The sequence below is a fragment of the Chondrinema litorale genome, from assembly GCF_026250525.1.
GTDB classification, from domain to species: domain Bacteria; phylum Bacteroidota; class Bacteroidia; order Cytophagales; family Flammeovirgaceae; genus Chondrinema; species Chondrinema litorale.
Genome location: NZ_CP111046.1, coordinates 1 through 25905, shown reverse-complemented (window position 1 = coordinate 25905; position 25905 = coordinate 1). Strand labels below are relative to the sequence as shown.

Annotated in this window: 17 protein-coding genes; 2 read left to right on the top strand and 15 right to left on the bottom strand. The window is 34.3% G+C overall.

The window, feature by feature from the left end; all coding sequences use genetic code 11:
* Nucleotides 1–13 precede the first annotated feature (13 nt).
* The 4 genes from OQ292_RS25060 to OQ292_RS25045 form a co-directional block, all read right to left on the bottom strand.
* Nucleotides 14–1231, bottom strand: coding sequence for an exo-beta-N-acetylmuramidase NamZ family protein (locus OQ292_RS25060; protein ID WP_284686925.1), 1218 nt, complete (start codon nt 1229–1231; stop codon nt 14–16).
* 206 nt (nt 1232–1437) lie between these two features.
* Nucleotides 1438–3606, bottom strand: coding sequence for a xanthine dehydrogenase family protein molybdopterin-binding subunit (locus tag OQ292_RS25055; RefSeq protein ID WP_284686924.1), 2169 nt, complete (start codon nt 3604–3606; stop codon nt 1438–1440).
* A 37-nt stretch (nt 3607–3643) separates the two neighbouring features.
* On the bottom strand, nt 3644–4636 hold the full coding sequence (locus OQ292_RS25050; RefSeq protein ID WP_284686923.1) for an FAD binding domain-containing protein: 993 nt from the start codon (nt 4634–4636) through the stop codon (nt 3644–3646).
* Between the two features lie 44 nt (nt 4637–4680).
* Nucleotides 4681–5472, bottom strand: coding sequence for a 2Fe-2S iron-sulfur cluster-binding protein (locus OQ292_RS25045; protein WP_284686922.1), 792 nt, complete (start codon nt 5470–5472; stop codon nt 4681–4683).
* A 318-nt stretch (nt 5473–5790) separates the two neighbouring features.
* On the opposite strand from OQ292_RS25045, the gene OQ292_RS25040 reads away from it, so the two are divergent.
* Nucleotides 5791–6444: a ferredoxin reductase domain-containing protein gene (locus OQ292_RS25040; RefSeq protein ID WP_284686921.1), complete on the top strand. Its 654-nt coding sequence runs from the start codon at nt 5791–5793 to the stop codon at nt 6442–6444.
* 310 nt (nt 6445–6754) lie between these two features.
* The gene (locus OQ292_RS25035; protein WP_284686920.1) at nt 6755–8014 is read left to right on the top strand and encodes a hypothetical protein; all 1260 of its coding nucleotides are present in this window, start codon (nt 6755–6757) and stop codon (nt 8012–8014) included.
* Nucleotides 8015–8129: 115 nt separating this feature from the next.
* Here OQ292_RS25035 and OQ292_RS25030 read toward each other — a convergent pair whose 3' ends face one another.
* From OQ292_RS25030 to OQ292_RS24980, 11 genes are all read right to left on the bottom strand, one after another.
* Complete coding sequence (locus OQ292_RS25030) at nt 8130–8366, bottom strand: hypothetical protein (RefSeq protein ID WP_284686919.1); 237 nt, start codon at nt 8364–8366, stop codon at nt 8130–8132.
* Between the two features lie 217 nt (nt 8367–8583).
* The gene (locus OQ292_RS25025; protein ID WP_284686918.1) at nt 8584–9222 is read right to left on the bottom strand and encodes a DUF4291 domain-containing protein; all 639 of its coding nucleotides are present in this window, start codon (nt 9220–9222) and stop codon (nt 8584–8586) included.
* A 9-nt stretch (nt 9223–9231) separates the two neighbouring features.
* Nucleotides 9232–9693: a hypothetical protein gene (locus OQ292_RS25020; RefSeq protein WP_284686917.1), complete on the bottom strand. Its 462-nt coding sequence runs from the start codon at nt 9691–9693 to the stop codon at nt 9232–9234.
* Nucleotides 9694–10082: 389 nt separating this feature from the next.
* On the bottom strand, nt 10083–11132 hold the full coding sequence (locus tag OQ292_RS25015; protein ID WP_284686916.1) for an acyltransferase family protein: 1050 nt from the start codon (nt 11130–11132) through the stop codon (nt 10083–10085).
* Nucleotides 11133–11427: 295 nt separating this feature from the next.
* Nucleotides 11428–12780, bottom strand: a complete 1353-nt coding sequence (locus tag OQ292_RS25010) for a DUF3472 domain-containing protein (RefSeq protein WP_284686915.1) — start codon at nt 12778–12780, stop codon at nt 11428–11430.
* A 104-nt stretch (nt 12781–12884) separates the two neighbouring features.
* Complete coding sequence (locus OQ292_RS25005) at nt 12885–14534, bottom strand: RagB/SusD family nutrient uptake outer membrane protein (protein ID WP_284686914.1); 1650 nt, start codon at nt 14532–14534, stop codon at nt 12885–12887.
* Nucleotides 14535–14555: 21 nt separating this feature from the next.
* Nucleotides 14556–17582 (bottom strand): SusC/RagA family TonB-linked outer membrane protein, encoded by a 3027-nt coding sequence (locus tag OQ292_RS25000; protein WP_284686913.1) that lies wholly within the window; start codon nt 17580–17582, stop codon nt 14556–14558.
* 453 nt (nt 17583–18035) lie between these two features.
* Complete coding sequence (locus OQ292_RS24995) at nt 18036–19394, bottom strand: Gfo/Idh/MocA family oxidoreductase (protein WP_284686912.1); 1359 nt, start codon at nt 19392–19394, stop codon at nt 18036–18038.
* 356 nt (nt 19395–19750) lie between these two features.
* Entirely contained in the window at nt 19751–23842 is a 4092-nt protein-coding gene (locus OQ292_RS24990; RefSeq protein ID WP_284686911.1) for a hybrid sensor histidine kinase/response regulator transcription factor, read from the bottom strand.
* Nucleotides 23843–23965: 123 nt separating this feature from the next.
* On the bottom strand, nt 23966–25075 hold the full coding sequence (locus OQ292_RS24985; protein WP_284686910.1) for a DUF4934 domain-containing protein: 1110 nt from the start codon (nt 25073–25075) through the stop codon (nt 23966–23968).
* A 161-nt stretch (nt 25076–25236) separates the two neighbouring features.
* A complete protein-coding gene (locus tag OQ292_RS24980; protein WP_284686909.1) occupies nt 25237–25791 on the bottom strand; it encodes a hypothetical protein in 555 nt (184 codons plus the stop codon).
* Between the last annotated feature and the right edge of the window lie 114 nt (nt 25792–25905).

Sequence of the window (25905 nt, the reverse complement as noted above, 5' to 3'; positions counted from 1 at the left end):
GCCCAACCCCCCTTCAACGATACAACAAATACTTTTTTCGCATTTCTTTGTATTCGCTTAAGCGGGGTTCCCAACTGGCTCTGATTTCTTCTTCTGATACACCATCTTTTATTTGTTGTCTAAAAAGTCCGGTACCTATTAGCTTCTCAATTGTTCCCATTTGGTTACTCAGGCTAGAATCAAAAAACTTTTCTTTGTGTGGATGATTCTTGTACAACTCCATAATCCATTGCAGGTTAATCTGTTTGCTTTTTCGTATTTCTTCTACATCATACTTTCTTAAATCTATGCCATAACAAACCTGATCCATAAAAAGAGGAGTTTCAGCCATGCCTTTAATGCCTGTTGGTGTAAATGAAAAATCGTAAACGCCTTCTAATTCTGGACTACCCAAAACTGTAAAAGGGAAATAGGTACCACGACCGTGATTTAAGTAAGTCCCTTCGAACATACATGTTGATGGATATAGCAAAATTGAAAGCTCAGTATTTAAGTTTGGAGACGGATTTACAGGCAAGGTATAAGGCATTTCGTGGTCGTAATTTGCTACTGGAATAATCTTCAATTTACATTTAACCTGATCCGTAAGCCATCCTTCGCCATTTGCCATTTGAGCAAATTCACCCACTGTAAGCCCGTGTGACATGGGTAAGGGAAACATACCAATACCAGACTTGAATTGCATATCTAGTATGGGACCATCAATTAAGTGCCCATTTGGGTTGGGTCTATCTAAAATCAACAATTCTTTGTCGTAAGCAGCACAAGTTTCCATTAACCTGGCAAGTGCATTAATATTTGTGTAAAAACGACAGCCCACATCTTGCAAATCATAAATGAGAACATCTACATCTTCCATATCTTCTTTGCTTGGCCGATTCTTTTTGCCATACAATGAGATAATTGGAATTCCGGTGGATTGATCTATCTCATCTTTTACTTTATCGCCCGCACTGGCATTACCTCTAAACCCGTGTTCTGGTCCAAAAACTTTCACAATATTTACACCTACTGCTAACAAACTATCTACTAAGTGCTTGTTACCAATTATCGTAGTCGGATTTGCCATTACAGCTACATTCTTGCCTTCTAAATAAGGAATGTATTTATCTGTTTGATCTGCTCCGGTAAGAATTTCTTTTTTGACTTCTATTATTTCTTCACTTTGTTTTTTCTCGGAACAAGCGTTTAGCCCGAATAGAATTATTAGTATTAGCGCGTATTTCTGCATGGATAGTTGAGGTGAAATGTACTTATTGACTCTGTTTGTTTATAAAGGAAAGATACTAATGATTTTTGTATCAGTTTTAAGAATTTTACTTTTTAGAGATGTAAGTTTACTAAATCAATAAAAAAGCGGTACAAAGAAGATACTTTGCACCGCTTGATTTTCAGAAACACCTTTAACCGTAATTAATAGCTAAAGATATAATATATTTATACACCTGGTTCAACTTCTGCTGTAATTAACTTTTCAGGAGTTACAGGTAAATGTCGCATTCTTTTTCCAGTAGCGTTAAATATGGCATTGGTAATAGATGCAGCTACGCTGGTAATACCTAATTCACCAATACCTTTTACACCCATTTCGTTGGCAATTTTATCTTCTTCTGGTAAGAATACAACATCAATATTTGCCATATCTAAATTTACAGGAACATGATAATCGGCTAGCGATCTGGTGATAAAATTTCCATAGTTAGGTTCTACTTGAGTTTGCTCGGCTATTACCATTCCGGCTCCCATAGTAAGCCCGCCAATAATTTGGCTATAAGATGTTTTAGGATTTATAATTTTACCAGCAGAGCCTACATTTACCATGCGATGGATGCGGTAAATGCCAGTATCTTTATCTACCCAAACTTCAGTAAAGTTTGCACCGAATGAGAATACAGAATGTTTTTTAAATTCTTCTGAAGGCTCAGCAGTTCCTATCACTTCGTATTTGTCGAGTTTATTAGCTTTTAAAAGTGCATTGATTGAAGTATCTGCCGAATTAGAATTTCCAGCTTTTTGCTTTAATTCTTTAAATATATTTTGGCAAGCTACTCGCACTCCGTTTGAATAAGAAGCCGCTCCCCAAGAACCACCAGAACCGGGTGTTACAGGAAAATTAGAATCACCGATTTCAACAGTAATATTTTCTACTGGGATATCTAAATACTCAGAAGCAGTTTGAGTCAGAATTGTATAAGTACCGGTACCAATATCTGTAGCATCCATTTGAATGGTTGCCAAAGCTTTTTCACCTTTTAATTCTACAATCACTTTGGCACTGGTTTTTCTGTATGGTGCTCTTCTCGATGCAGCACTTACACCATATCCGATTAGCCAATTCCCATTTTGATTAGCACCGGGCTGCATTTTTCTTTTTTCCCAACCAAACTTGTCTGCCCCGATTCGTAAGCATTCTTTTAACAATCTGGAAGAAAAAGGTTTATCCGCTCCTAAGTCTACTTGTGTATCATTTTTTATTCTAAATTCGATTGGATCCATTTTTAGTTTCCACGCCATTTCATCCATAGCACTTTCTAAAGCAAAACTACCTGTAGCTTCACCCGGAGCTCTCATAGAATTAGGACATTGGATATTTAGTGGAATTAATCTATGCGTAACCTCATTGTTAGGTGTTTTGTAAAGCATCTTAGATACATTTCCACAAGACTCATAATACTGCAAATTTGTCGCAGTATGTGAAAGTGTATGATGTGCAAGTGCAGTTAAAGCCCCATCTTTTGTAGCACCCAATCGCATTTTTTGCTCGTTAAACTGCCTCATTCCTGTATTGGTAAACATTTGCTGTCTAGTTACAGTAATTTGCACTGGCCTTCCTACCATTTTAGAGGCTAAAGTACCCAATGTAATATGTCCATGTACATTTAATTTAGAACCAAAACCACCTCCGAGGTAAGAGGCTATAATCTGTACATTCTCTTTTGGGATCATGAATGTATCAGAAATAGAAGTCTTTGCCTGATCCAAAATTTGCTGGCTAGCATACATTTTAACTTTGCCATTTTCCCAAGATGTTATTGCTGCATGCAACTCCATCGGATGTTGATGTTCAATAGGTGTCGTATATGTTTCTTCTACAGTTAAGCTTGCTTCTGCCATACCACTATCCATATTTCCTCTTGAATAATCGGCAGATTTAGTGGGCTTATATGTTTTATTTCGATGCTTATCTAAATGTATTTCTGGTTTATCTTCTTCGTAAGTTACTTTAATTAACCTACAGGCATATTGCGCTTGCTCAAAGGTTTCTGCAACCACACAAGCTATATATTGCCCGTAATAATGAATCTCTTTATCTTGAAGTAAAGGAACAACAGAAGTTAGCGTAAAAGCAGGTCTTTCTTCTTCAAAAGACTTAAGCTTTTCAGCATTTTTATGCGTGATTACTTCAATTACTCCTTTTTGGTTTTTAGCTTCAGTTGTATCTATTGATTTAATTTTTCCTTTTGCGATTGTGCTTGTAACACCTTGTGCGTAAACCACATTTTCTACAGGGAACTCAGAGGCATATTTTGCCATGCCGGTTACTTTTAATCGGCCTTCTATTCTATTGATGGCTTGCCCAATTCCTGATGCTTTTACTGTTTTCATTTTGTTAATTTTTTTAAGTGAAAGAATTGGAAAAGACTTATGCCTCTCTGTTATATGCTTGGTTTAATGCTCTTACAATTGCCTTCTCTCCCATCAAAACCTTATATTCATTTTCTGATAAAGGTTTTGCTTCTGCCATAGTAAGTTTTGCCGCTTTTTCAAAATTGGCCTCAGTTGGATTTTTTCCTTTCAAGAAATCTTCCGCTTTTGTCAATTTCCAAGGTTTATGAGCTACTCCACCCATAGCCAAGCCCACAGAAGTGATGGTATCGTTTTCGATTTGGAGTCCAGCAGCTACCGAAACTAGAGCAAATGCATAGCTTGATCGCTCTCTAATTTTAAGGTAATAGTAATGCTTAGCATATACAGACTCTGGTAAATGAATGGCAGTAATTAATTCACCATCCACCAAAGTATTATCTTTTTCTGGTTGATTTCCCGGTAATCGATGAAAATCTTCGAAGGTGATGGATCTTGTACTTCCATCGGATTTGGTTACTTCCACTTCGGCATTTAGAGCAGCAAGAGCCACACACATATCAGATGGATGTACAGCCACACATTCGTCACTGTATCCGAAAATGGCATGTAAACTATTAATCCCTTTTTTTGCTCCACAACCTGAACTCGGCTGTCTCTTGTTACAAGGCATCGAGGTTTCGTAAAAGTATGGGCATCTTGTTCTTTGCAATAGGTTTCCACCATTGGTAGCCATATTTCTAATTTGTGCTGTTGCAGCAGATAACATGGCCATAGAAAGTAATGGATAATTTTGGCGAACTAAAGTATGGTTAGCAGTTTCGGAGTTGCTCAACATGGCTCCTACTGATAAACCACCCTTGTCATTTTTCCTTATTGATTTATAATCGAGATCAGCGATTTCTATTAAATGTTCTGGGCGTTCTACATCTTCCTTCATTAAGTCTATTAAGTTAGTTCCGCCTCCCAGATATTTGCCGTTTTTTTTAGATGCCGCGGCTTGTAAAGCTTGTTGTTTGCTTTCGGCATTTATATATGTAAAAGGTCTCATTTGCTATTTTTCTGATGGTTAAAAGAGAATTAGGTTTTGTTTAATTAAGATTTACTCGCTTTTTCCATTTGTTCAGCAGTAGCAAATTCCCATGTAGGCATCTCATCTTCTCCACTATTTACTTCTTTTACTGCTTGTACAATATTGTTGTAAGCGCCACATCTACAGATATTTCCAGACATACGCTCTCTAATTTCTCCTTCTGAGAGCGTTAAGCCACTATCCATTTTAGTGAAATCTTTGGTTACGTAACTGGCTTCACCATTTTTTGCTTCTTCTAATAAAGCTACTGATGAACAGATTTGTCCTGGTGTGCAATAACCGCATTGAAAGCCATCGTGTTTCAAGAAAGCTTCTTGCATAGGATGTAGCTCATCGCCAACGGCTAAACCTTCTACAGTTGTTACCTCTTTTTCTTTACACGTAGCTGCTAGTGTTAAGCACGATAATTTACGCTTGCCATCAACGATAACTGTGCAAGCACCACACTGGCCATGATCGCAACCTTTTTTGCTGCCAGTTAATCCTAACTGTTCTCTTAATGCATCTAATAACGTTGTTCTTGAATCAATTGTGAGGGGTTTAATTGATTTGTTGATGTGTAGATTTACCTTTAACTCATTGAGAATGGCAATCGTATCTACAGGTTTTTCTGCTGCATATAATTTCGAGGCAAACTGAGGAGTCGCCCAAATACTCAAACTCGCAGCAGAGATTCGTTTTAAAAATCGCCTTCTTGTGCTTCCATTTAAACCTAATTGAGAGAAAATATCTTCCTCATCGGAGTTCAGTTTCTCTTTGTCTACTTTAGTTTTCCAGTCTTCTAATTTATCCATAGCTAGGTTGATTGATAAATATATATTAGTTCGTTTACAGGAATTTTCACATTCCTTTTTAATACAGACAACTGAGTTCTAAGTGGAAAGTTTGAATGCTTTAATTAGAAGCATTGAAAATTTAAAATATCTCAATGAATTGCGCTTATATTAAAGTTATCATAATATCAGTCATTTTTCTACTTAATTAGGCGATAGCATTTTTTGTCAATTTGTATTCTAGATGTTTAAATCAGTAAGCTTTCTTCTACTCTCAAAAGATATTTGCTCGATAACATTATCGTAAAACACTTTGTTAAATAAGAAAAAACCATACTTATGAAATACACAGAGAAGATAAAAACGATAGAGTGGCTGGCTCATAATGTGGTTAGAATAGAACTACCAAAACCAGCCGGATTTGAGTTTAATGTAGGTGATGCTGTAGAGATAAAAGTAGCTGATAATGAGCCTGGTCCTTTTACAATGACAAATTTACCAGATGGAGATACATTAGAATTCATAATTAGAATATATACCGATCATCACGGTAAAACGGAAGCTTTAAGTAAACTAAAGGCAAATGATGAGTTAAGTTTCACAGAGCCTTTTAATACTTATAAACCTGCCGAAGGTGCAATTTTCTTAGCGGGTGGTACAGGCATTACTCCATTTATTGCCATTATGCGCGAGATGTATAATGCAGGTACGCTTAAAGATAGCATCCTTATTTTTTCGAATAAAAGTGCGATGGATGTTTTTCTTAAAGAAGAGCTTTACGAAATGCTTGGCAACCGATATAAGAATGTAATTACTGGAGATAATGAAGACCCAGATTATTATGGGAATATCGATGAAAAATATCTGAAAGAACATATTACTGATGTATCTAAACCAATACTGGTTTGTGGTCCGCCACCTTTTAATGAAGCAATGGAAAAGAACTTGAAAAAGATTGGAGTAGAACCTGAGAATATAGACCTTGGAAGTTAAACTAATTAAAAGTTACGACTGGTTGAAATAGTTTAAATTCAGCCAGTCTTATTTATTTTTGATTGCATCAAATAAGAACTCATAAAACATACTAATACTTTATACCTAATTAGTATCCTACCTTATTTGTTTCCCTCTCGTTGTAGCATTTAATATAAGCAGATTAATTCTTTTAAAAACGTGTTTTAAAGAGCATAATAAGCTAATCTTAATACTGAAAACACTCTAATTAGAGCAATTATCACCTTTTTTTAGGATTATTATAGTACTATTACGGAAGTAGAATTGAATTTTACCAACGCTTAATTTTATGATTAGCTATAAAGATATAACTAAAGAAAATAACAAGATATCTATTCATTATTCCAATATACTTAAAGGAAAAACGGGCAAAAAATTTATGTCTGGTTGTGTTGTAGTTTTCTCAGTTTTTGCTTTTTTAATTTTCTTTATGGGTGGTGCAGGTTACATAGCTATAATAGTTTATGAAAACAAATTACAATTCTCATCTGATATATTATTTGCTACCTTTTTCATGATGGCAGGTATTGCTTGTTTACTTGCGGTGAAAAAAAACATGCTTCAACCAAAATACAGGCTAAATCTAAGCTTAGATGCTTTAAATGAAACTTTTACAATTAATTATGATGAGGAAAAAAATGTATTTAAACGTAGTTTTGGTGAATTCTCTCATTTGAAACTCTCTTCTCGCGTGGTATTTAATTCTAACAATAATACTCAAAACAGTCGCGAATTTGTTATCTCATTAATTGATAATTGGGGAGTTGAAACAGATATTGATTATTATACCAATGCTCTACCTTCTGCGATCAATGCTTTATCAGAATATCAAAAACAGTTTTCATTACCGGTAAAGAATGCTACTAAAAAAGAGATTCCGGAATTTAAGGATACTAAAAACTATCAAAAAAAAGAACCTGATATTTCGTATTCACGCTCGTCAACTTTATTAGAAAATATTAATGGGCAATTTCGAGAATATACCATCAAAAGGGTTGTCACATTAAGCGATATTTTATTAGCAAGCTTTGTAGTAATGCTATTTATAGGCCTCCCAGTTTTTATGCTAATAGATGTGTTTAATACCTCAAATATTGCAAGTTTGGTTGCCTCTCTTTTTCTTATTGGATTTATATTAATAGTTAGCTTAATATTATTGCTATTTCTACGCGACTATACGATCAGGCTCTACCCTAATTATTTAGAGATTTATGTTCACAATAAACTTTCTAAAATCAAAAAGAAATCTCCTTCACTCACCATACAAAAAGCAGATATTATGGCTTTATCTATTGGAAGATCGAGAATTGGTAAATTTATCTTATATGTAATTGCAAATGGAGAGACTCCTAAGGTAAAAAAGGGATTTTTGTTTAAAAAAGGAATATTTGCGAAAGTTGAAAAAGATCAATTAACTCGACAAAGCTTAAGAACTTTAATTCCGCTTTGGGACACCTATGATAATCCAAAGTTACGAGACTCTCCAATTCTAGGCGATCTATTATTTTTGAAAGTTAAAATTGAGGAATACTACAATTTAAAAGGGTGATTCGCCCAACGAGTTTCAATAAAAATTTATCCCTTTTTACGATGTAAAAATTTTTATCACCAGTAAAAAGGGATTTTAGTTTTAAGATGTTTTTTCACTATTAAACTTATTGAAATTAATTAGATAATGGAGCCCAACTTGAGCAAAGCATGTCGTTAGATGCTTTTGTTGGATGTGCACATGAGTCTTTTCCATAACGAGAGCAAGTTCCACATTGCCTCTCATCTGTTAAATTGCTTTTCCATGCAAAACTATCGCAAGTGTAGTGCTCATTAATTTTTACATGGTGCAAATTACAAACTGCTGAATCTGAAGATTCTGAACAATTCGATGATAATCTGATAATTGACATAATATTAAATTTTATGTTAGAAAATTTAATATTATAAGCTTCGGAATGTACAAATGGTTTGCTTTTCTGGGACACAAATAAACATTTGAACTTAGATTAATTCTAAACAGACTTGGTGTGAATTTGAGTGGGGTTAAGTATTAATAGTGTCAAAGCAATTATCATATTGAGATATTATGTTTGCTGATAATTGATGCCTGTAATTTAAAATTCACATCTAACTCAACTTTATACCTACATGCTCAGCAATTTCTTTTACATGATTTAGAGAAACAACTCTTTCAATAGGGACTTCTAAATCTTTGCTATTGGTTTTTAAAACTTTGGTTTGTTGATGTACAAAATCGGTGATATCGCTAATTGACTTAATCCATTCGGTATTAAATCTTTCTAGCCTTTTTCCTTGTATGCCAATTTGAATAGCTTTTCTTTCAAGTTTGGCTCCATGCGGATTATGATCAGGATCCCATTGTAATCTAACTTCAGATTGTTTTAAGGCTTTCTTCCATTCTTCTTTAGACTCAAAAAACTCACCTTTAAATTGAGAGATTACTGAATTTTTGAGTAATTCAAAGAACCCATCTTTCTCTATTTCTATGGCCAATATTCGTTCTTGTCCCTCTTTGCTAGCCCAGCCAGATCGATACATCATCCACATAAAGTTGGGTTTTATCCAAGTCATCCGTGAAAAAGAATAATGCACACCACCAAATTGTTGATTTTTAACTGCATATTCAGCAATCTTTTCATTAAAAGCCTGATAGACAGTAATGGTATCATCTGTACTATTAGCGATAATATACCTACCTTGTTTAGGTAATACACTTTGTTGATGTTGATAATTTTCTAGTTGCATGTTGATTTTTCAGAAAGGTAAATTATCCAGATTGATAGATTTTCTCCACTCAGTTATTTCTGGGAACTCAAAGTCAACGAAACTCATCAATCTATTTTCATACAAATACTCAAATTGTTCATTATTTAACATTACAAAACTAGTTGATTCAGAATAATCTAAGTCGATTAAATAGATTTTAGAAGCATTATCAAATTGCTCTTGAATGGCTCGATTAACTAAACACATCACATTATGATATATGTCTGCATATACATTTGATCGGTATTTTATTCCAGAATGTTCAAAACTTATAAATTCGAGCTCATTATTTCCTATGAAACTATTAATAGAATTGACTGAAATATTAAAATATGGTTTGGCAAATTCTATGAAACAATAGATCAGATAATCATGAGTAGTGCGAATATTTTTGTATATATCTTTTAAAGTAAAAAGTCCTTCATCTAATCCCTTTCTAGGTATAACCAAGATGTTTTTACCAAAAAAAGTAAGTATTGTATTAAGGATTAAAGTGCTTATATCATAATTTTTTAATGTATCAAGAGTGACGTTGTCTTCGATTAGGTCATACTTTTGGTATGTTCGAATGATATGTTTTATATGATTATCACTTAATCTCTTTTCGACATTCAATGTGTATATAGACTTTTTTGAAGGAAGTTAAATATACTATATTTTTAATAGATTTTCATTTATGATTGAATAGTTTAAATTACTCCCAAAATGACATTCTTCTCATCAGATTAAAGGTGGGTACAATAATAGGCACTTTTTGGATGGTTGCCAGATAATGATGGGCTGAATAATAAATGACTTTTGTATAAAATGCAGTTAATTATTTTAGCTAAAAATATTATTTAAACACCAATAAATTTCCTACTACCTTTTCCAATAATAGATTTTAATAAATATAGTATTGTTATTGAAGCTACAATAATTGTAATATATAAAATAACCAGTCCGCTAAATCCACTAATAATGTCATGAAATTTAAATAAATGTAAGTTTATATGTTTTAGCAAAACCTCAAAGATGTCATGAATGAAAAATAACCCAAAACTATATACTGCAACAAAATCTATGATTTTGGCAATTTTCTTATTTATATGCTTTGAGAAACTATGGAAAAAAGAAAATATTAAAAATGTAGAAATTAGTTTTTGTAAATAGAATGAATGGTTCTCCATTTCTATAAATGCGTAATAGAAACTAACTATAGTTGCAAACACTAGACTTTTTCTATGTTTTTTTAGAAATGCATAGATTGTTTTTTTATTCCTGCTTGCAAACATTCCTAATATATATATAGGTACAAAGTGAAGGAAATTACGAGGCAGTTGGTATAAATTTCCCCTTTCAAAATAAAAAGAAAAAAGTAATACTATGGGTAGAAACCAGTATAATTGAGGCTTTTTATCGATCTTATTTAACAATGGAGCACAGACATAAAAAAATACAAGTAATGGTATGAACCAGAAAGGCCTTAAATGGCTACCAGTTATTACATAAAAAAAGAACTGTTCAAAAATGCTTAAGTTTTCAAAATTAGAATCATATTCTAATGCAAATGGAGCATGCCTATTTAAAATAATTCGCCCTACTATAATAGGTATTGAAAAGATTAAATAAGGTTGTAAAACATATTTGAATTTTTTCTCTAGAAAATCTTTGAACTCAAATTTTTTTGATAAATGTTGAAATAAGAATCCAGAAATAAAAACGAAATAAAATGTTGAGTTTTCTAGTAGTACCTTAATAATATTCCCTAAAATTTCATTATCATTCCATTTAACTTGAGAATGGACATGTATCCCAATTATACATAGTATAGCAAAAGCTCTAAAATAATGTATATCTAATAAAATTTTTTTTTTGGATAGGCTTGGTGCAATCGTGTTATTATTCATTTCATTTACTTGGATTCAAGAATACATTAAATACCTAAATAAGGTTATTTATTTACAATATTTAACATGATAACTTATCAAATATTACATCTATATTCAGGAAATTAGTCAGGATAACATTAGTGCTTTTGGTAGAAGTTATAATTTATTAAGTCAATCTTTTACTTATTATGATTAATATTTATAATTTTGATTAATATCATTATGTAGCTTATTTATTCTTTTATTTTTTAAAATAAAAGAATTTAATTCTTTACAAATATCTTTAATGGAGAGAAAAAAAATCATCACTGTATTATTTAACAGTAGGTACTTCCAAGGCAGTAAAATCAATATCGGGTTGGTTGCCAGTTGCCGTTCTGGAGAAGGAAATATCTGGAGTAGAACTTTCAGAAATGAAACCGCAGTTTTTGAGGTAAAAGCTTTCTCCTTCTGCTCCACCTGTAAAATCTAATCTTACTTCGTTTCTGCCTGTTGCATCTACTGTAAATTTAGCTTCGGTAAGCTCGTTCCAGTTTCCATTGGTATCGTACACCCATTGGTTTTGGTAGTTACCTTTTCTGGAATTATCGCCTGTATGAGTAATAAAGTTTTCTAGGAATGAATGAAATCTGGTAAGATAAGTATGGGTGTATGGCCTTCTAAAACTGGCTATTAATTTCCATTCGCCAATTTCAGGAGCATAAAAATAGGCTGTATAATCTGTTGAGTTATTTTCAGCAGGCTCACCTTTGAGCAAAAATTTGTAAGTTGTACCTGCAACCCAATCGTACTTTAAATAACTCTGTCCACCAGAACCTTCGTTGCCAAAAGAATTAATTGTAACTCCATCACCTGAGCCTAATAGCTTAATCCTATAATCTTCTGGAATCTCATCTGGATTGTCAGTAGTATACGGACTCCAAACAGAGAACAGTATTCTTCTTTCTGTCTCACTGTTTACCTGCATCCCAAAATAGCCTTCATTAAAGCCATTAGCCATAAAGTAAGAGCCTAGTACATCTTCATTTTCTGAAATAGTTACTTCATTATAAAACCAAACTATGTCTTTATTTTCTGGCATTGAATACGATAGATGGACAGACGGTCCTCTCCTTCCAAAATAGAAATCTTCTTCGTTTTCGATATAATGCACATCACCCGAAGTTGCACTTCCTCCTATCAAGATTTCAGTAACATCTCCTATGTAAGTCGAGCTTTTTTCTATGGCTTGAATCTCCACAAAATGATAGCCATCTGAATCTAGATTAAAAGCACCAATTTCAACATCCGCATAATCAGTATTACTTACTTCTACTTCCTTAGTTTCATCGCCAACAGTAACTTTTATGGTAGAAGAACCAGTCGGTGCTTTTATGTTTAAGCCCACATGCAAACTACCAGATTTATTCGTCCAAAAATAAGTGCGGATAACATCTTCGGTACTTGTCCAATTGTGGATTCCACTATCAAATATGATACTTTCAGTCTGGCTAATATCATCAAGAACCCAGCTATTACCTCCTGCCGGTATTCTTTTGGTAAAATTGAGCGTCTCATCATCTGTATCTTTTGGTGTATAATAAACAGCTTCTGAATCGCAGCCAAAAAGTGCAGAAAATAGCAAAATAGTAAAGGTAATGAGCATCTGAGTTACAGTTTTATTCATTCTGATGGCTTAAAGATAGAAATTATTGGTAGTTGAATTGTGATAATTCGTGTCGATAGATAATTTAAAAATCGGCCCGGAATTTACTCCGAGCCATTATAAACCTATTGGTTTTGTATGAGTGATGGTTGCGCGATAATCTGACTTTCAGGAATGTATTCAATTACTCTGTCATCAGTTGGCTCCACCTCGTAATATGGATTATTGCCATTTAAGTGTGTCCCCGGATAATGTCTATCCAACACCCTGTTATTTCTAAACACATCAAATTTTCTGTGTCCTTCATAAGCCAACTCCATTCTTCTTTCATCCAACACTACATCCATAATTTCTTGCCCTTCTGGAAAGTCTGCTGCAGAACCGTAAGTTGGAATACCAGCTCTTTCTCTAATAATATTTACATTCTCTAAAGCCATACTTGTGTTACCTAATTTTGCATAAGCCTCTGCTTTGTTTAGGTATAACTCAGCCAATCTCGATACAACTGGCGACCAAAGTTGTGGCACATCATCTTGCAGAGAAGCTTTTAAGATATAGAATTTAGGATAGCCATTTCGCTTGTCCATATCATAATCCATTATTAGCGATACTTTCTCATTACTGCTGTTAGTGAAATAGTATTTGGTTAAATCTCCATCTTGTTCAGACATTACTTCGTAATTGGTTTCATTTTCGGTAAAATAGGTAACTCCACCATCTTCAAATGTTTCTCTAAACTGATATTTGTAAGTATCGTCTATCCAGTAAACTACAGGAATTTTATTTCCTTCGGTATCGGTAAGGTATTGAGGTTCGATAAAGTTAATTCTAGCATCTTCTGGGTGTTGGTTTAATAATTCAAGATAAGAACTTGAAGCATACATCTCTCCCCAACCAGAACCTTGAATGTTCGCATACATACTTCCTACAGTGTACCAACCGTGGTTATAATCAGATTCTTCCAGATATTTAAAACAGAAAATTGTTTCTGGGTTATCGTCTGGATTCATGTTGAAATAGCTAGGCAAGCTGCTTGTAGAAACCAAGCTAAACTGACCAGAATTAATCACTTTATCGGCAAATTCAATGGCTTTATCGTTTTCTTCCATGTACAAATAAACCCTTGAAAGTAAAGCTTGTGCAGCTTCTTGAGTTGCATAAGAATTGGTTTTAGTAAGAGACATTAAAGTCTCAGCTTTTAATAAATCCTGAACTACTTGCTCATAAACTTCGCCTACTGTGTTTCTGTCTGGTAAGTCTTCTATACTAGATGTTGTTTTAAGAGGTACTCCCAAATTTGAAGTTCCTTGAGAATAAGGTCTGCCGAAAACATTTACCAATTGGAAGTAGATCAATCCTCTTAGGTAGTAGTTTTCACCAATCAAATGATCCATTTCCACAGACTCACCTTCTGATGCAAGCTCGATAACTTTGTTACAACCAACTACAGCTTTGTAACCAGCAGACCATAAATTATTAGCTCTGCTACTGGTTGTAATATTATGGTAGTTGTAAGTATAGAACAATGGGTCTGTTGTTGTTCCGCTTAGAGAAACATTATCTCCAGGATACTCTGTTAAACGGTGTAACTGAGGTGCAAAGCCATTGCCATCTGCATCTCCTTTTAGTAAAGCATAGTTTCCGAGCGTAGCAGATTCCAAACCACCTTCGCCAGCAAATAACTCTTCTGAAGCGATGGAATCATAAGGGAAGCGATCTATATCACAGGCTGTAAAAAGAGCAGCCATTATAATTGAGAGAATAACTTTTTTCATAAATCAATACTGAATTTTAGATTAGAATGAGAGGTTTAAACCAAGTGATACGCGTTTAGCAACTGGGTATAATGTGCTAGAATAACCTTCGCCGTAAGATGAATTTACACCCACTTCTGGGTCCTTTCCAGAGTAACCGGTAAAGGTGAGCAGGTTATCACCAGATACATAAAACTCAAAGTTTCTGATGCCTGCACTTTGTATCCACTTCTGTGGTAAACTATAGCCTAATCTGATATTTCTAAGTCTTAAATAACTTGCATCTTCTAAGTATCTAGAAGAGGTTTTGTTTGAAAGGTTGTTGCCACCATACAATGCTCTTGGGTGTGTGGCTACATCTCCCGGTTGCTCCCATCTGCTCCAATCATCAGTTAAAACTTGTTGATTGTAAGTAGGGTAAGCACCATCTGAGTCATACAACTCTCTGCTCGAATTGTAGATTTGACCACCTTTTGTAAAAGCAAAGTTTGCGCTGAGTGAAATGCCTTTGTAGCTCATGCTAGAAGAGAAACCTCCATAAAAATCTGGTGAAGCAGTTCCTACAATTTGTTTGGTAGCAGCATTGTAATCGTTAGTAGCAGATCTTTCACCCGTAGTTTCATCTACAATTTCCCAAAGTGGATCACCATTATCTGGGTCTACACCTAACCACTTTCTCATATACCAAGAGTTAAAGTCTTCTCCTACTCTAGATATTTTTACTGTTCTGTCAATGTCTTCGTCTTCGAATAGTTCGGTAACTTCATTTCTATTTACCCCGATGTTTGCATTTACTGTCCATGCAAAAGCATTGCTTTCTCCATTAAAGATATCGAACGATACCATTGCTTCGAAACCTTTGTTTTGCACACCACCAATATTTTCCCAATAGCCAGAATACCCACTGGTAGATGGCAAGCTCACATAGTAAAGCAAGTCTGAAGTATTTTTATTATAGTACTCTACAGTAAGACCTACTCTGTTGTACAAGCGCGTATCTAAAGCGATGTTAGTTTGATAAGATTTTTCCCAAGCTAAATCGTCGTTTCCTAATTGAGAAGGAGTAGTAGCTGGATAACCATCGTAAGTGTTACTTAAGCTGTAAAGATCGTATTGCGGATACAAAGAACTTGGTCTGTTACCTACTGCGCCATAACTCGCTCTTAATTTCAATTGATCGATTTGCTCTACATTGAAGAAGGTTTCTTCGTGGATGTTCCAACCAGCACTCACTGAAAAGAATGTTCCATATTGGTTATCTTTACCAAAGTTTGAAGCACCATCTCTTCTAATTGAGAACTGCGCCATGTAACGCTCATCGTAATTATAATCTACATTGAAAAGGTAAGATTGTAAAGCATAATCATTGGTAGTACCTGAAACGCTACCCGGAGTAGCTGTATTATCTAAAATCTCAGTTCCAGAAACAATACCGTAACCAGTAGCAGCAGAGCTTTCATATTTATAGTCGTTGTACTCGTAAGCTGCTAAAGCATTTATGCTATGGCTACCAAACATCTTAGAATATCTCAACATTTGGTTGGTAAAACTGGTAATTCTTTTTGCGGTTGATTTGTATAGTGAACCATTGTTTGCCTCACCAGAAATTGATTGTGGGTCGGTATAAGACATGCCGTCATCGTAATAAACGGTTACACCATTGGTAGAAATAAAGCTTAAGTTTGGTATAATCTCATATTCAAAATCTGCATTGGTAAACATGTTTAATGTTCTGCTTTTGCTGTAATTCCACTGTAAGTCATACAAATAATTGCTCTCATCTCTACCATACCAATCTACGCCGCTAGCTTTCGGGTTAATCACTTCACCTGCATCATTGTATGGTTTGTCCCAAGGTAGGTAAGTGTACATTGAATAGAGCGAATGCTGTCTGTTATTGCTCTTGCTGTAGTTTACAGTAACTTTCGGCTTTAGTGTCAACTTATCATTTACCTGATAGTCATGGTTTAATCTAAAGCTTAATCTGTCGTAATCGTAACCTTTTACTGTACCTTTTTCATCGTAATAGTTTAATGAAATGTAGGTCTTAGTTTTATCTGTGCCTGCTGAATAAGCGATAGAATAATCTTGCGTAAGGCTGGTTTGCGTACCGTTTTCAAACCAGTTATAATCGGAATTTAATAAGTCTGATGAAAACCAATCTGGGATGTTATCTTGATTGCCGAAAGAATTATAGTAATCGTACAACTGCTGAGAGTTCATTACTTCAAAATTTCCATTATTGAAGTTGGCAAAACCAGTTCTGGCAGAAATTGATAAATTACTTGTACCTTCTTCAGCTTGTTTACTTGTAACCACAATTACGCCATTAGCACCACGCGAACCATATAAAGCAGTTGCAGAAGCATCTTTCAATACAGAAATAGAAGCAATTTCATTTGGGTTGAGGTTTGGAGTTCCATGTACAATTACGCCATCTACTACCCATAAAGGACTTACACTTCCATTCATAGAAGTGATACCTCTAATACGGATAGATGGAGATGCTCCCGGCTGACCAGAACCTTGAATTACCTGTACACCTGCTGCTTTACCTTGTAAAAGGTTAGAAACATTTGGAGAGGTAACATCTGTAAGTTCTTTTGAATCTATAGTTGCCACTGAGGCAGTTACTTCAGATTTTTTCTGTGTAGAATAACCTACTATAATAATCTCGTCTAATTCTTCTAGATCAGGATCAAGATCAACATCAATTACAGATTGATTTGCCACTTCTATTTCCTGCGTTTCGAAACCGATATAACTAAACTGTAACACATCACCAGATGAAGCAGTGATAGAATATTTACCATCGAAGTCTGTGGTAGTACCTTTTGTTGTGCCTTTAATTACAATACTAACTCCGGGCAAAGCTTCTCCTTCTGTTTGTGAGGTTACAGTTCCTCTTACAAGTGACTGTACGGGTGTTTGCTGAGTAGAAGCTTCTACTATACTAGACCTTTTTGCGAATAGCTCTTGCGATGAGTTATCCTGAGACCAGCCAACTCTAGCCAATAGGAAAATTAATCCGGTAAGAAAAAGGGGCTTACCTAGTAAAAATTTAATCATTTAGATATGAGCTTAATGTGAATAAAAAATATTTTTTAAAACCCTTTTCAGAGAATGCTTTTTAAATTTTGGGAATAAATCGCTTAAATTGGGGTGAAAAATTCGTCAAGATGGGGGTAAAAATTCATCAAAATCGCTTATAGCGCGCAGATAGGCTATAAAAGTGGTTTTTTCTTAAAAAAATGAAGATGAATTTAATGTGAATCTCAAATTTTTAGTTCAGATGAACTTGTAACAATCAAGCTGTTTAGTGGAAATACAGCTTAAAAGTTTAATCGAAAGCATCTCAATTCAAATAATAGTTAGGCTCTTCCTAAACCTTAGAAACAAAGGATTTTAATTACTTTAATCATGATGTGAAAAAGGTTTCAACTACTCATTTTACAGATAAAAAAAGGCCAACCCTTTTTGAGTTGACCAATTGATAGTAAGTGGTACGTAATATATTATATTTTAATAATCGCCATCAAGGGCAAAAACAGGTTCTCTTCTCATCCATTGTCCGCGAGTAAAATCTGGGAAAGCCACAGCATCACTACCATTTGCAATAGATTGCTCCGAAAGTGGAGTAATTGCGCTCCAAGCTGCTGCATCGTATGCATCCATTGGAGTTGGTGCTTTTCTTTTAACCGATTCTACAAAAGCATTTATTACAAACCAGTCCATACCGCCGTGGCCAGCACCTTCGGCTAGTTTGCTATAGTTTTTCCATAATGGGTGATTATATTCTTCGAAATACTTTTCGGTATTTTCCCACTGGTGAGGTTGACTTTTACCTTCAATGTACAATGATTGGTTTACATCCATCCAAATACCTTTTGTACCCTGAACCCTAAAACCTAATGAATAAGGTCTTGGTAAGTTAGTATCATGAGAAACAATGATGCTTTCTTCGTTTGCAGTTTTAATTACAGTAGTAATCACATCACCCAATTTGAATTCCACCTTCGCATTCGGATGATCTTCTCCACCATTTTCTACAATGTAATTGTGTAAACCTCTTGATTTGGTAGCTGTTGAGGTTAAAGAAACAAATCTGTTTCCTCTGTTAATATTTAAATACTCTGCAACTGGCCCAATACCATGTGTAGGATAAATATCTCCATTTCTATTTACCGAATGCCAAGTTCTCCACTTAGATTCTGAGTAACCTTTCTCACCAAACTCTACTCCCTTTCCGTAAGCAGACTTTCCATCATTTAATTTTACACCTCTCAAATCGTGCTGATAACCACATTCTGCGTGAATCATCTCACCAAACATACCTTTTCTCACCATATTCAACACCGCCATTACATCTTTTCTGTAGCATACATTTTCTAGAATCATGCAAGGCATTCCAGTTTGTTCGTGGGTGTTTACCAAATCCCAGCATTCCTCCAATGTATTTGCCGCAGAAACTTCAACACCTGCATATTTTCCGGCTTTCATGGTTTCTACAGCCATTTTGGTATGCCATAACCAAGGTGTTGCAATAATTACCCCGTCAATATCATCTCGCAAAAGCATATTCTTAAAATCCCACTCATCTTTTCCATACACTTCCGGCTCCTTTTTGCCTGCTTTTTTAATAATCTCTTTTGCTTTTGCGATGCTTTCAGGATCGATGTCGCAAATTGCAGTAATGGTTACATCGTCTCTAATGGCAGCTAAAGAGATGTGATTTCTTCCTCTCATGCCAGTACCAATAAAAGCGAGGCGGACTTTTCTATCGTCTTTTCCCATTAAAATATTAGGAGCGCCCAGTGAGGCTACTAATCCGGCAGCAGCAGTTTTTTTTACAAAATTTCTTCTTGTAATATTATTTCTCATTGTATAAATAATGTAATTGTAAAATTTTAAATGATTGTGGTAGGAATTTCTGAGTCTAAATATCTTCAATTTTATTAAAGAATGATCTTTATTTTTAAAGTAGTTCTCTTAGTCTCTTTTAAAAATAATTCATCTGTAGCTTTATGTAAATTGAAAATAGAAAGGATTGATGAGCAAGCTTTTTTAAACATTGATTCGCAATAAGCTTCACACGATTGTTCCTTGTTACCAGTAATTATTTAACCATCACGAAGTTGTTAAATCATTGGTAAAATTGAGGGTAAAAATTCATCAAATGAGGGGTAAAATTTCGTCTAATAGAACTATGTTTTACATAAATGTGGCCTCAGGATTAATTAAAGCTTATTTTTTAATTCTGCTAAATAGACTGATGGAGATTTGCCGAATTGCTTTTTAAAACATTTACTAAAGTATTTGGCATCATTAAACCCGATTTTATAAGCTACTTCAGACACACTTAGACTACCTTGTTTTAAAAGCATGGCAGCTTTCTTTAATCTGATAATTCTAATAAAATCGCTAATCGGATTTCCTGTTAGTGCCAGACATTTTCTGTATAATACAGAATGACTCATGCTTAACTCTTTGGCTAATCTCTCGATTTTGAAGTTCGGGTCTTCCATGTATTTTTCTATGGCGGCTACCAAGTCTTTTATAAACTTTTCATCAGGCGCATTTTGAGGTACAGGCTGCGGATTAGATAGTACTTCTCTTCTAAAGTACTTCATCGCCTTTTTGCTGTTGCTGAGTAAGTTGTTTACATTCAGTTTTAACACCTCCACTTCAAAAGGTTTGGTAACATAAGCTTCGGCACCGGTTTGCAAACCTTCTATTTTATTGACAGAAGAAGATCGGGCAGTTAATAGAATGATGGGAATATGTCCAGTTCTAATGTCGTTTTTCAGCAAAGAAGTCATTTCTATGCCATCCATCACCGGCATCATTACATCACTGATGATTAAATCTGGAAATACTGTTCGGGCTTTTTCTAATCCTTTTTCGCCATTTTCTGCCACTTCCACATTAAAGTCTTCTTCAAATATATGTTGGATGTAACCTCTTACTTCTGGGTTATCTTCAACAATGAGTAATGTGTCATTTTCTTTAATCGAAGACTTTTTATGGATGATTTTTTTGTTACTAAAAGCCTTTAGGTTATTGATGTTATAATCTTTATTAGCTTTTGCTGGTGCAGTTGCTAGTTTTTCGTCTTCTGAAAGATGTTCTTCACCTAATGGCAATGAAATAACAAATTCGGTACCTTGCCCTTGACTAGAAAAAACCTCGATTTTTCCGTGATGCAACTTTACCAATTCGCTACTTAAAGAAAGCCCAATGCCTGTTCCGCCTTTTAACACACCAGATTCCGACTGATAGAACATATCGAAAATATGTGGCAAGTCTTTTTCTGGTATGCCAATGCCATTGTCTTTTACTGAGATTTCTACCCAAGCAGCTTTGCCTTTTTCTTCTTTTACTTTTACTGTGATTTTAACCGAACCATAATCGGGCGTAAACTTAAAAGCATTAGAAAGTAGATTGAATAAAACATGCTCAATCTTTTCTTCATCAAACCAGAGGTTTTCCGGTTTCTGCTGAAATTGAATGGCCAATTGTATGTCGCGTTGTCTGGCAAGCTCTCTAAAAGAAAGGGTAATTTCTTCGAGTGAGGTGAGCAAGTCTCCATTATAAGCTTTTAGCAGGAGTTTACCAGATTCTTTTTTACGCAGATCAATTAACTGATTGGTAAGCCCCACCAAACGTTGCGTATTACTTTTAATGGTTTGGAGATAACTAAGCACTTTCGGGTTTTCATGCGTCATCTCCATAATGTTATCAATCGGGCCCATTATCAAAGTGAGTGGAGTTCTAATCTCATGAGAAATCTTGGTAAAGAAGTTAAGCTTCATCTGATTTACTTCCTTTTCTTTCTCTCTAGAAATCTTTTCGAACTTTAAATTACTTTTGAGTTTAGACCATAAAAACACATATCTGTAAGATAAAAGCAGTACTGTAATGCCAACTGTAAAGTAGATTAAAAATGCCCAATTGGTGGCCCAAATTGGCTTTGAAATAGTAAGATCGATTTTTAAAGGATGCTCATCCCATTGCTTTACACCATCAGAAGCAATTACCTGAAAAGAGTAATTTCCCGGAGGAATGTTCGTGAAGTTGGCGGTTCTCTCTTTGCCCACATGCTGCCACTCATTTTGAAAAGGATAAAGTCTGTAAGCAAAATCGAAGTTGGGATTTGGTAGATCATCTAAACTGGTATAATCAAAAGTAAAAGATGATTGATCGTGTGCTAAGTTGATTTCTTTAGCGACTTCAATAGATTCTTTTAAAGGTTTATCTTCTCCAATTTCAGCAGGTTGGTTCAAGATTTTGAATCCTGAAAAAAGGAGGTTTGGCTTTTTATTCTCCAAAACCATATTTGATGGTGAAAAGATATTGTATCCATCAACTCCACCAAAATACAGCCTACCATCATCAGTTTTGTAACTCGCTCTCTTTATAAAGTTTTCGCTTTGTAAACCAGATGATTTATAGAATACATCAATTTTTTTAGAATCAGTATTATATTTTGCCAATCCATTGTTGGTGCTAATCCATGCATTTCCATCATCGTCAAACAAAATGGCTTCAATCTCATAACTTGGTAAGCCCTCTTCCATACCCAGATAGGTAAAAGATTGAGTTTCTGTATCGAGAATACTCAAACCGCGATTGTAACTACCAATCCATATATCGCCATTGGGAGCTTGATTGATGGTACAAATACGATTACTACATATTGTACTCGGATTGTTTACTTCATTCTTGTAGTTTTTAAATTGCCCATTTCCTTGGTAAAGAAATAGCCCGCCTTCTATGCTACCGAGCCACAAATTATGCGCTTTATCTTCAAAGATTTCTACAATAATCTCGCAATCGAGTTGTGATTTGCTGTAGGTAAATTCGTTTAGCAGATTAAAATTTTCATCAATTACATATAAGCCTAGATCACTTGCTATCCAAATCTGTTTTTTCGAATCTTGAAAAATATTCCTTACATCACTACCAATATTTACACCTTTATTTCTCAATTTTTCATTTGCTGAAATAAAGGTTTTGCGATCAGACTTTAGTACACAAAGTCCATTATCGTAAGTAGCGATCCAAATATCTCTTTTTGAGTCTTCTATCAAATGCTGGATGTAATTGCCAGCAATGCTATTATTTACCTGAGGATTTCTACTAAAATTTTTACCATCTTCATCATCTACCGGAAAATAATTTAGCCCATTGCCATCTGTTCCAATCCAAGTATCACCTTTGCTATCTACTAAAATCGATAAGACTCTTGTGGGAAAATGGTCGAGCGAACCATAGTGATAGGCAATGTCTGTGTTTTGCTTTTGAAGGAAGTTTATGCCACCAAAATTATTACCAAACCAGAGGTTGCCTTGTAGGTCTTCCATAATGGAAATTACCGAGTTACTACTGATAGAAGATGGAATGTATTTGTTATGTAGAAATGTTTCGAACCCCGATTCATCTTTTTTCAGCTTATTAAGTCCACCACCGTCTGTGCCGACCCAAAGATTATCTGAACTATCTATAAAGATATCGAGGACCACATTGGAGCTAAAACTTTCAGTATTATTTGGTTGATGCGTAAAGTTTGTAATCTGCTTGGTTGGAGGTTCATATTTAATAACTCCTCCTCTACCCGTACCCAACCACAAGTTTCCGTTGGTACTTTGTTTTATTTTTATAATGCCTCCCAATATATGTTCTGGATGGCTATTTTGATCTAAAACTTTATGGAAGGTTTTCCTATCTTCTTCCAGATAGTAAAGTGCATTTTCGGTTCCGAGCCACAATCGGTTTTGCTGATCTACACAAATAGAGAATATGTCTTGAGACTGTAAAGTTTGTTCCAACTCATTTGGATATGCAATAAAGCTTTTCGTTTGCTCATCGAACTTAAACAAACCACCTCTGGTGGTGCCAATCCAAATGTTATTGTTTTTGTCTTCTATTATGGAATTAATGGTATTGCTTAATAAACCGACTGAATCACTCTCTAAAAATCGGGTGTAAATACCTGTATCGTAGTTGTATTGATATAAGCCACAAGCCTGACCACCAATCCAGATTCTGCCTTTGCTGTCTTCAAACATAGATTGGATGCTTTTAACCACATTGAAAACCGGTTTTTGTTTGGCAAAATCCATGGTTTCAAACATATAGCCATCGTAACGGCTCACACCTAATCTGGTACCCACCCAAATAAAGCCATGTTTGTCTTGCAAAAGGGTATTTACTCTTGCATCAGGCAAGCCTTTATTTTTAGTAATATGAATAAATTCAGTTTCTTCCTGTCCGTATCCTTTGCAGAAAATGAAGATAAACAAACATATGAATAGTTGAATTTTAGACATAAAAAGGAACCCTAAAAATTAATTTGATAATAGGTGTTTGTTATAGGAAAGGTTGTAAATAGCTGCTATAATTAAAAGCAATGCTAAGTTATTACTCTCGCAGTTTATCTCCAAAAGTTAAGTTTATAAGCTAAAGGTTAAGATAAATGGGTTTTGGTTCGAATTAATTTCACCTTCAAAAAGCTTTTGCCCTGTTTTTTCTTGAAAAGCAATTAAATCATCTGGATTTACAAAAGCTAGAAAAGTATCGCCATTTACTACAGAATGTATGTCACACTTAGGTAGCATTCCATTCTCAAAGTAATCATTCAATCGGTAAAGCTTATCTTGATTAAGTGATTGTATATAATAGATAGGTGCTTGCTTATAGTAAACTCTAAAGGATAGATAATTTTGACTGAGTAGTATACCATGCAGTGAAGAAACTCTTTTCCCTTGCTCTAATAATTCACGATGTTTATTCCCATTTTTTTCATCTTCCACCTCTTCTCTAGCAAGTTTATATTTACCAAAATCGTAGTAAAATTCACTCTTTAATTTGTTATCAACTAATTGATAGATATTGTAGTCAAATGCAGATATTAAGTAAGGATTTTTGTTACTCGAAATTGATTTGCCAAGTGCTATCTGGTGACGGTATTTAAAATCTTCTAAATATGTATTTTCGACTTCACCAAAATCAGAAGAGTATAATTTAAATACATACTCTTTTTGATCTTCTGCTATTATGTTATGTGTTCTTATAAGAATTTTTTCTTTCTCAATTCGGACAAATTCTAATAGCATTGGAAGCTGAATTTTACTTTTTATCTGAGAAATATATTTTAAGTCTAAATCATAAGTAAACATAGTGCTTTGCACTTCATCCCAAACCAAAATAACTTCTTCTTTTTTGTCTATGTAAAAAGCAAATGGTTTTATCATTTCCCCAATTCCTTTTCCTTGTCTGGTTTTGTTGATGAATTGTCCATTTTCTGAAAAAGCCAAAAGTGATTTAGTCGAAAATCCATCGAGTACATAGATTTTACCTTTAAAATACTCTACATTAATAATGGTTGCAAATATGCTTTCGTCTTGGGTTTCTAAAGGTTTTAATGATACATTTTTTAATTGTGGCAAGTTTTGATTTACCTCCGCATTAATATCAACCTTTACAAAGTGTTTAGTTTCAATTTTATCTTCGGTACAATTAAATAAAAGAAATACTATGGCCAGAAGGAGTAATTTCTGCATTTTTTATAGCTAGTTAGTTTTGCATAAAACTAAGCAAAAATCACTAAATATTGGCTAAAAATGAAGGTTTGGCATTAAAAAAAGGGATTAATTTCTTCCCGGTATTTGAAAGAAATTAATCCCTAAAAGTTCTTAGTAATTATGTGCTTTACTCGTGTATATTATCTTTTACTTTCTAAGCTTAAAGCATCTACATAAATAGCAAAAATTTCAGTATATGGCTTTTGCTGATTGACATCAATTACTTTTTTAATACTATCAATTTGCATTTCATCAAAACCCATATCAGCTAACAGCCCTTTATCAATTGGCCAATTTTCTAAATCTGCATTTTTGTAAGACAATTCAATTTCAGCTTTCAATTTTTTCTTATAAGCTATATAATAGTCGCTATTCTTTTGCTGTAATAATAAATCTTTTAAATCGCCGTAAGTAACAGCATTTTCAGTTGTAGCATCTACCCCTAAAAACAATATTGCTTGAGTTAGTAAAGACAAATTATCATCTCCACTGGCATCCGAAAATATTTCAACATCTAAATCATCAAAATCGCAACCCAGTAAAATCTGTACATTTTTACCTATTTCTTCTCCATTCTCCTGTAAATTCTCAAAAGATATTTCTTTTTCTAAAATTTGCTTACAGTCTTTTTTACTTTGAGCAGATAAAGTTGAAACAGTAAACAACAAGCCAATAATTGCTAGGTATATTTTCATTTTTTCTGGATGTATGATTCAATACAATCTTAAGTATAAAATAGATGTAAGATTGAATAAAAGATTAACACAAATGTAAGCAAAGCAACTTATGTGTTTAGTTAACTGATGTTA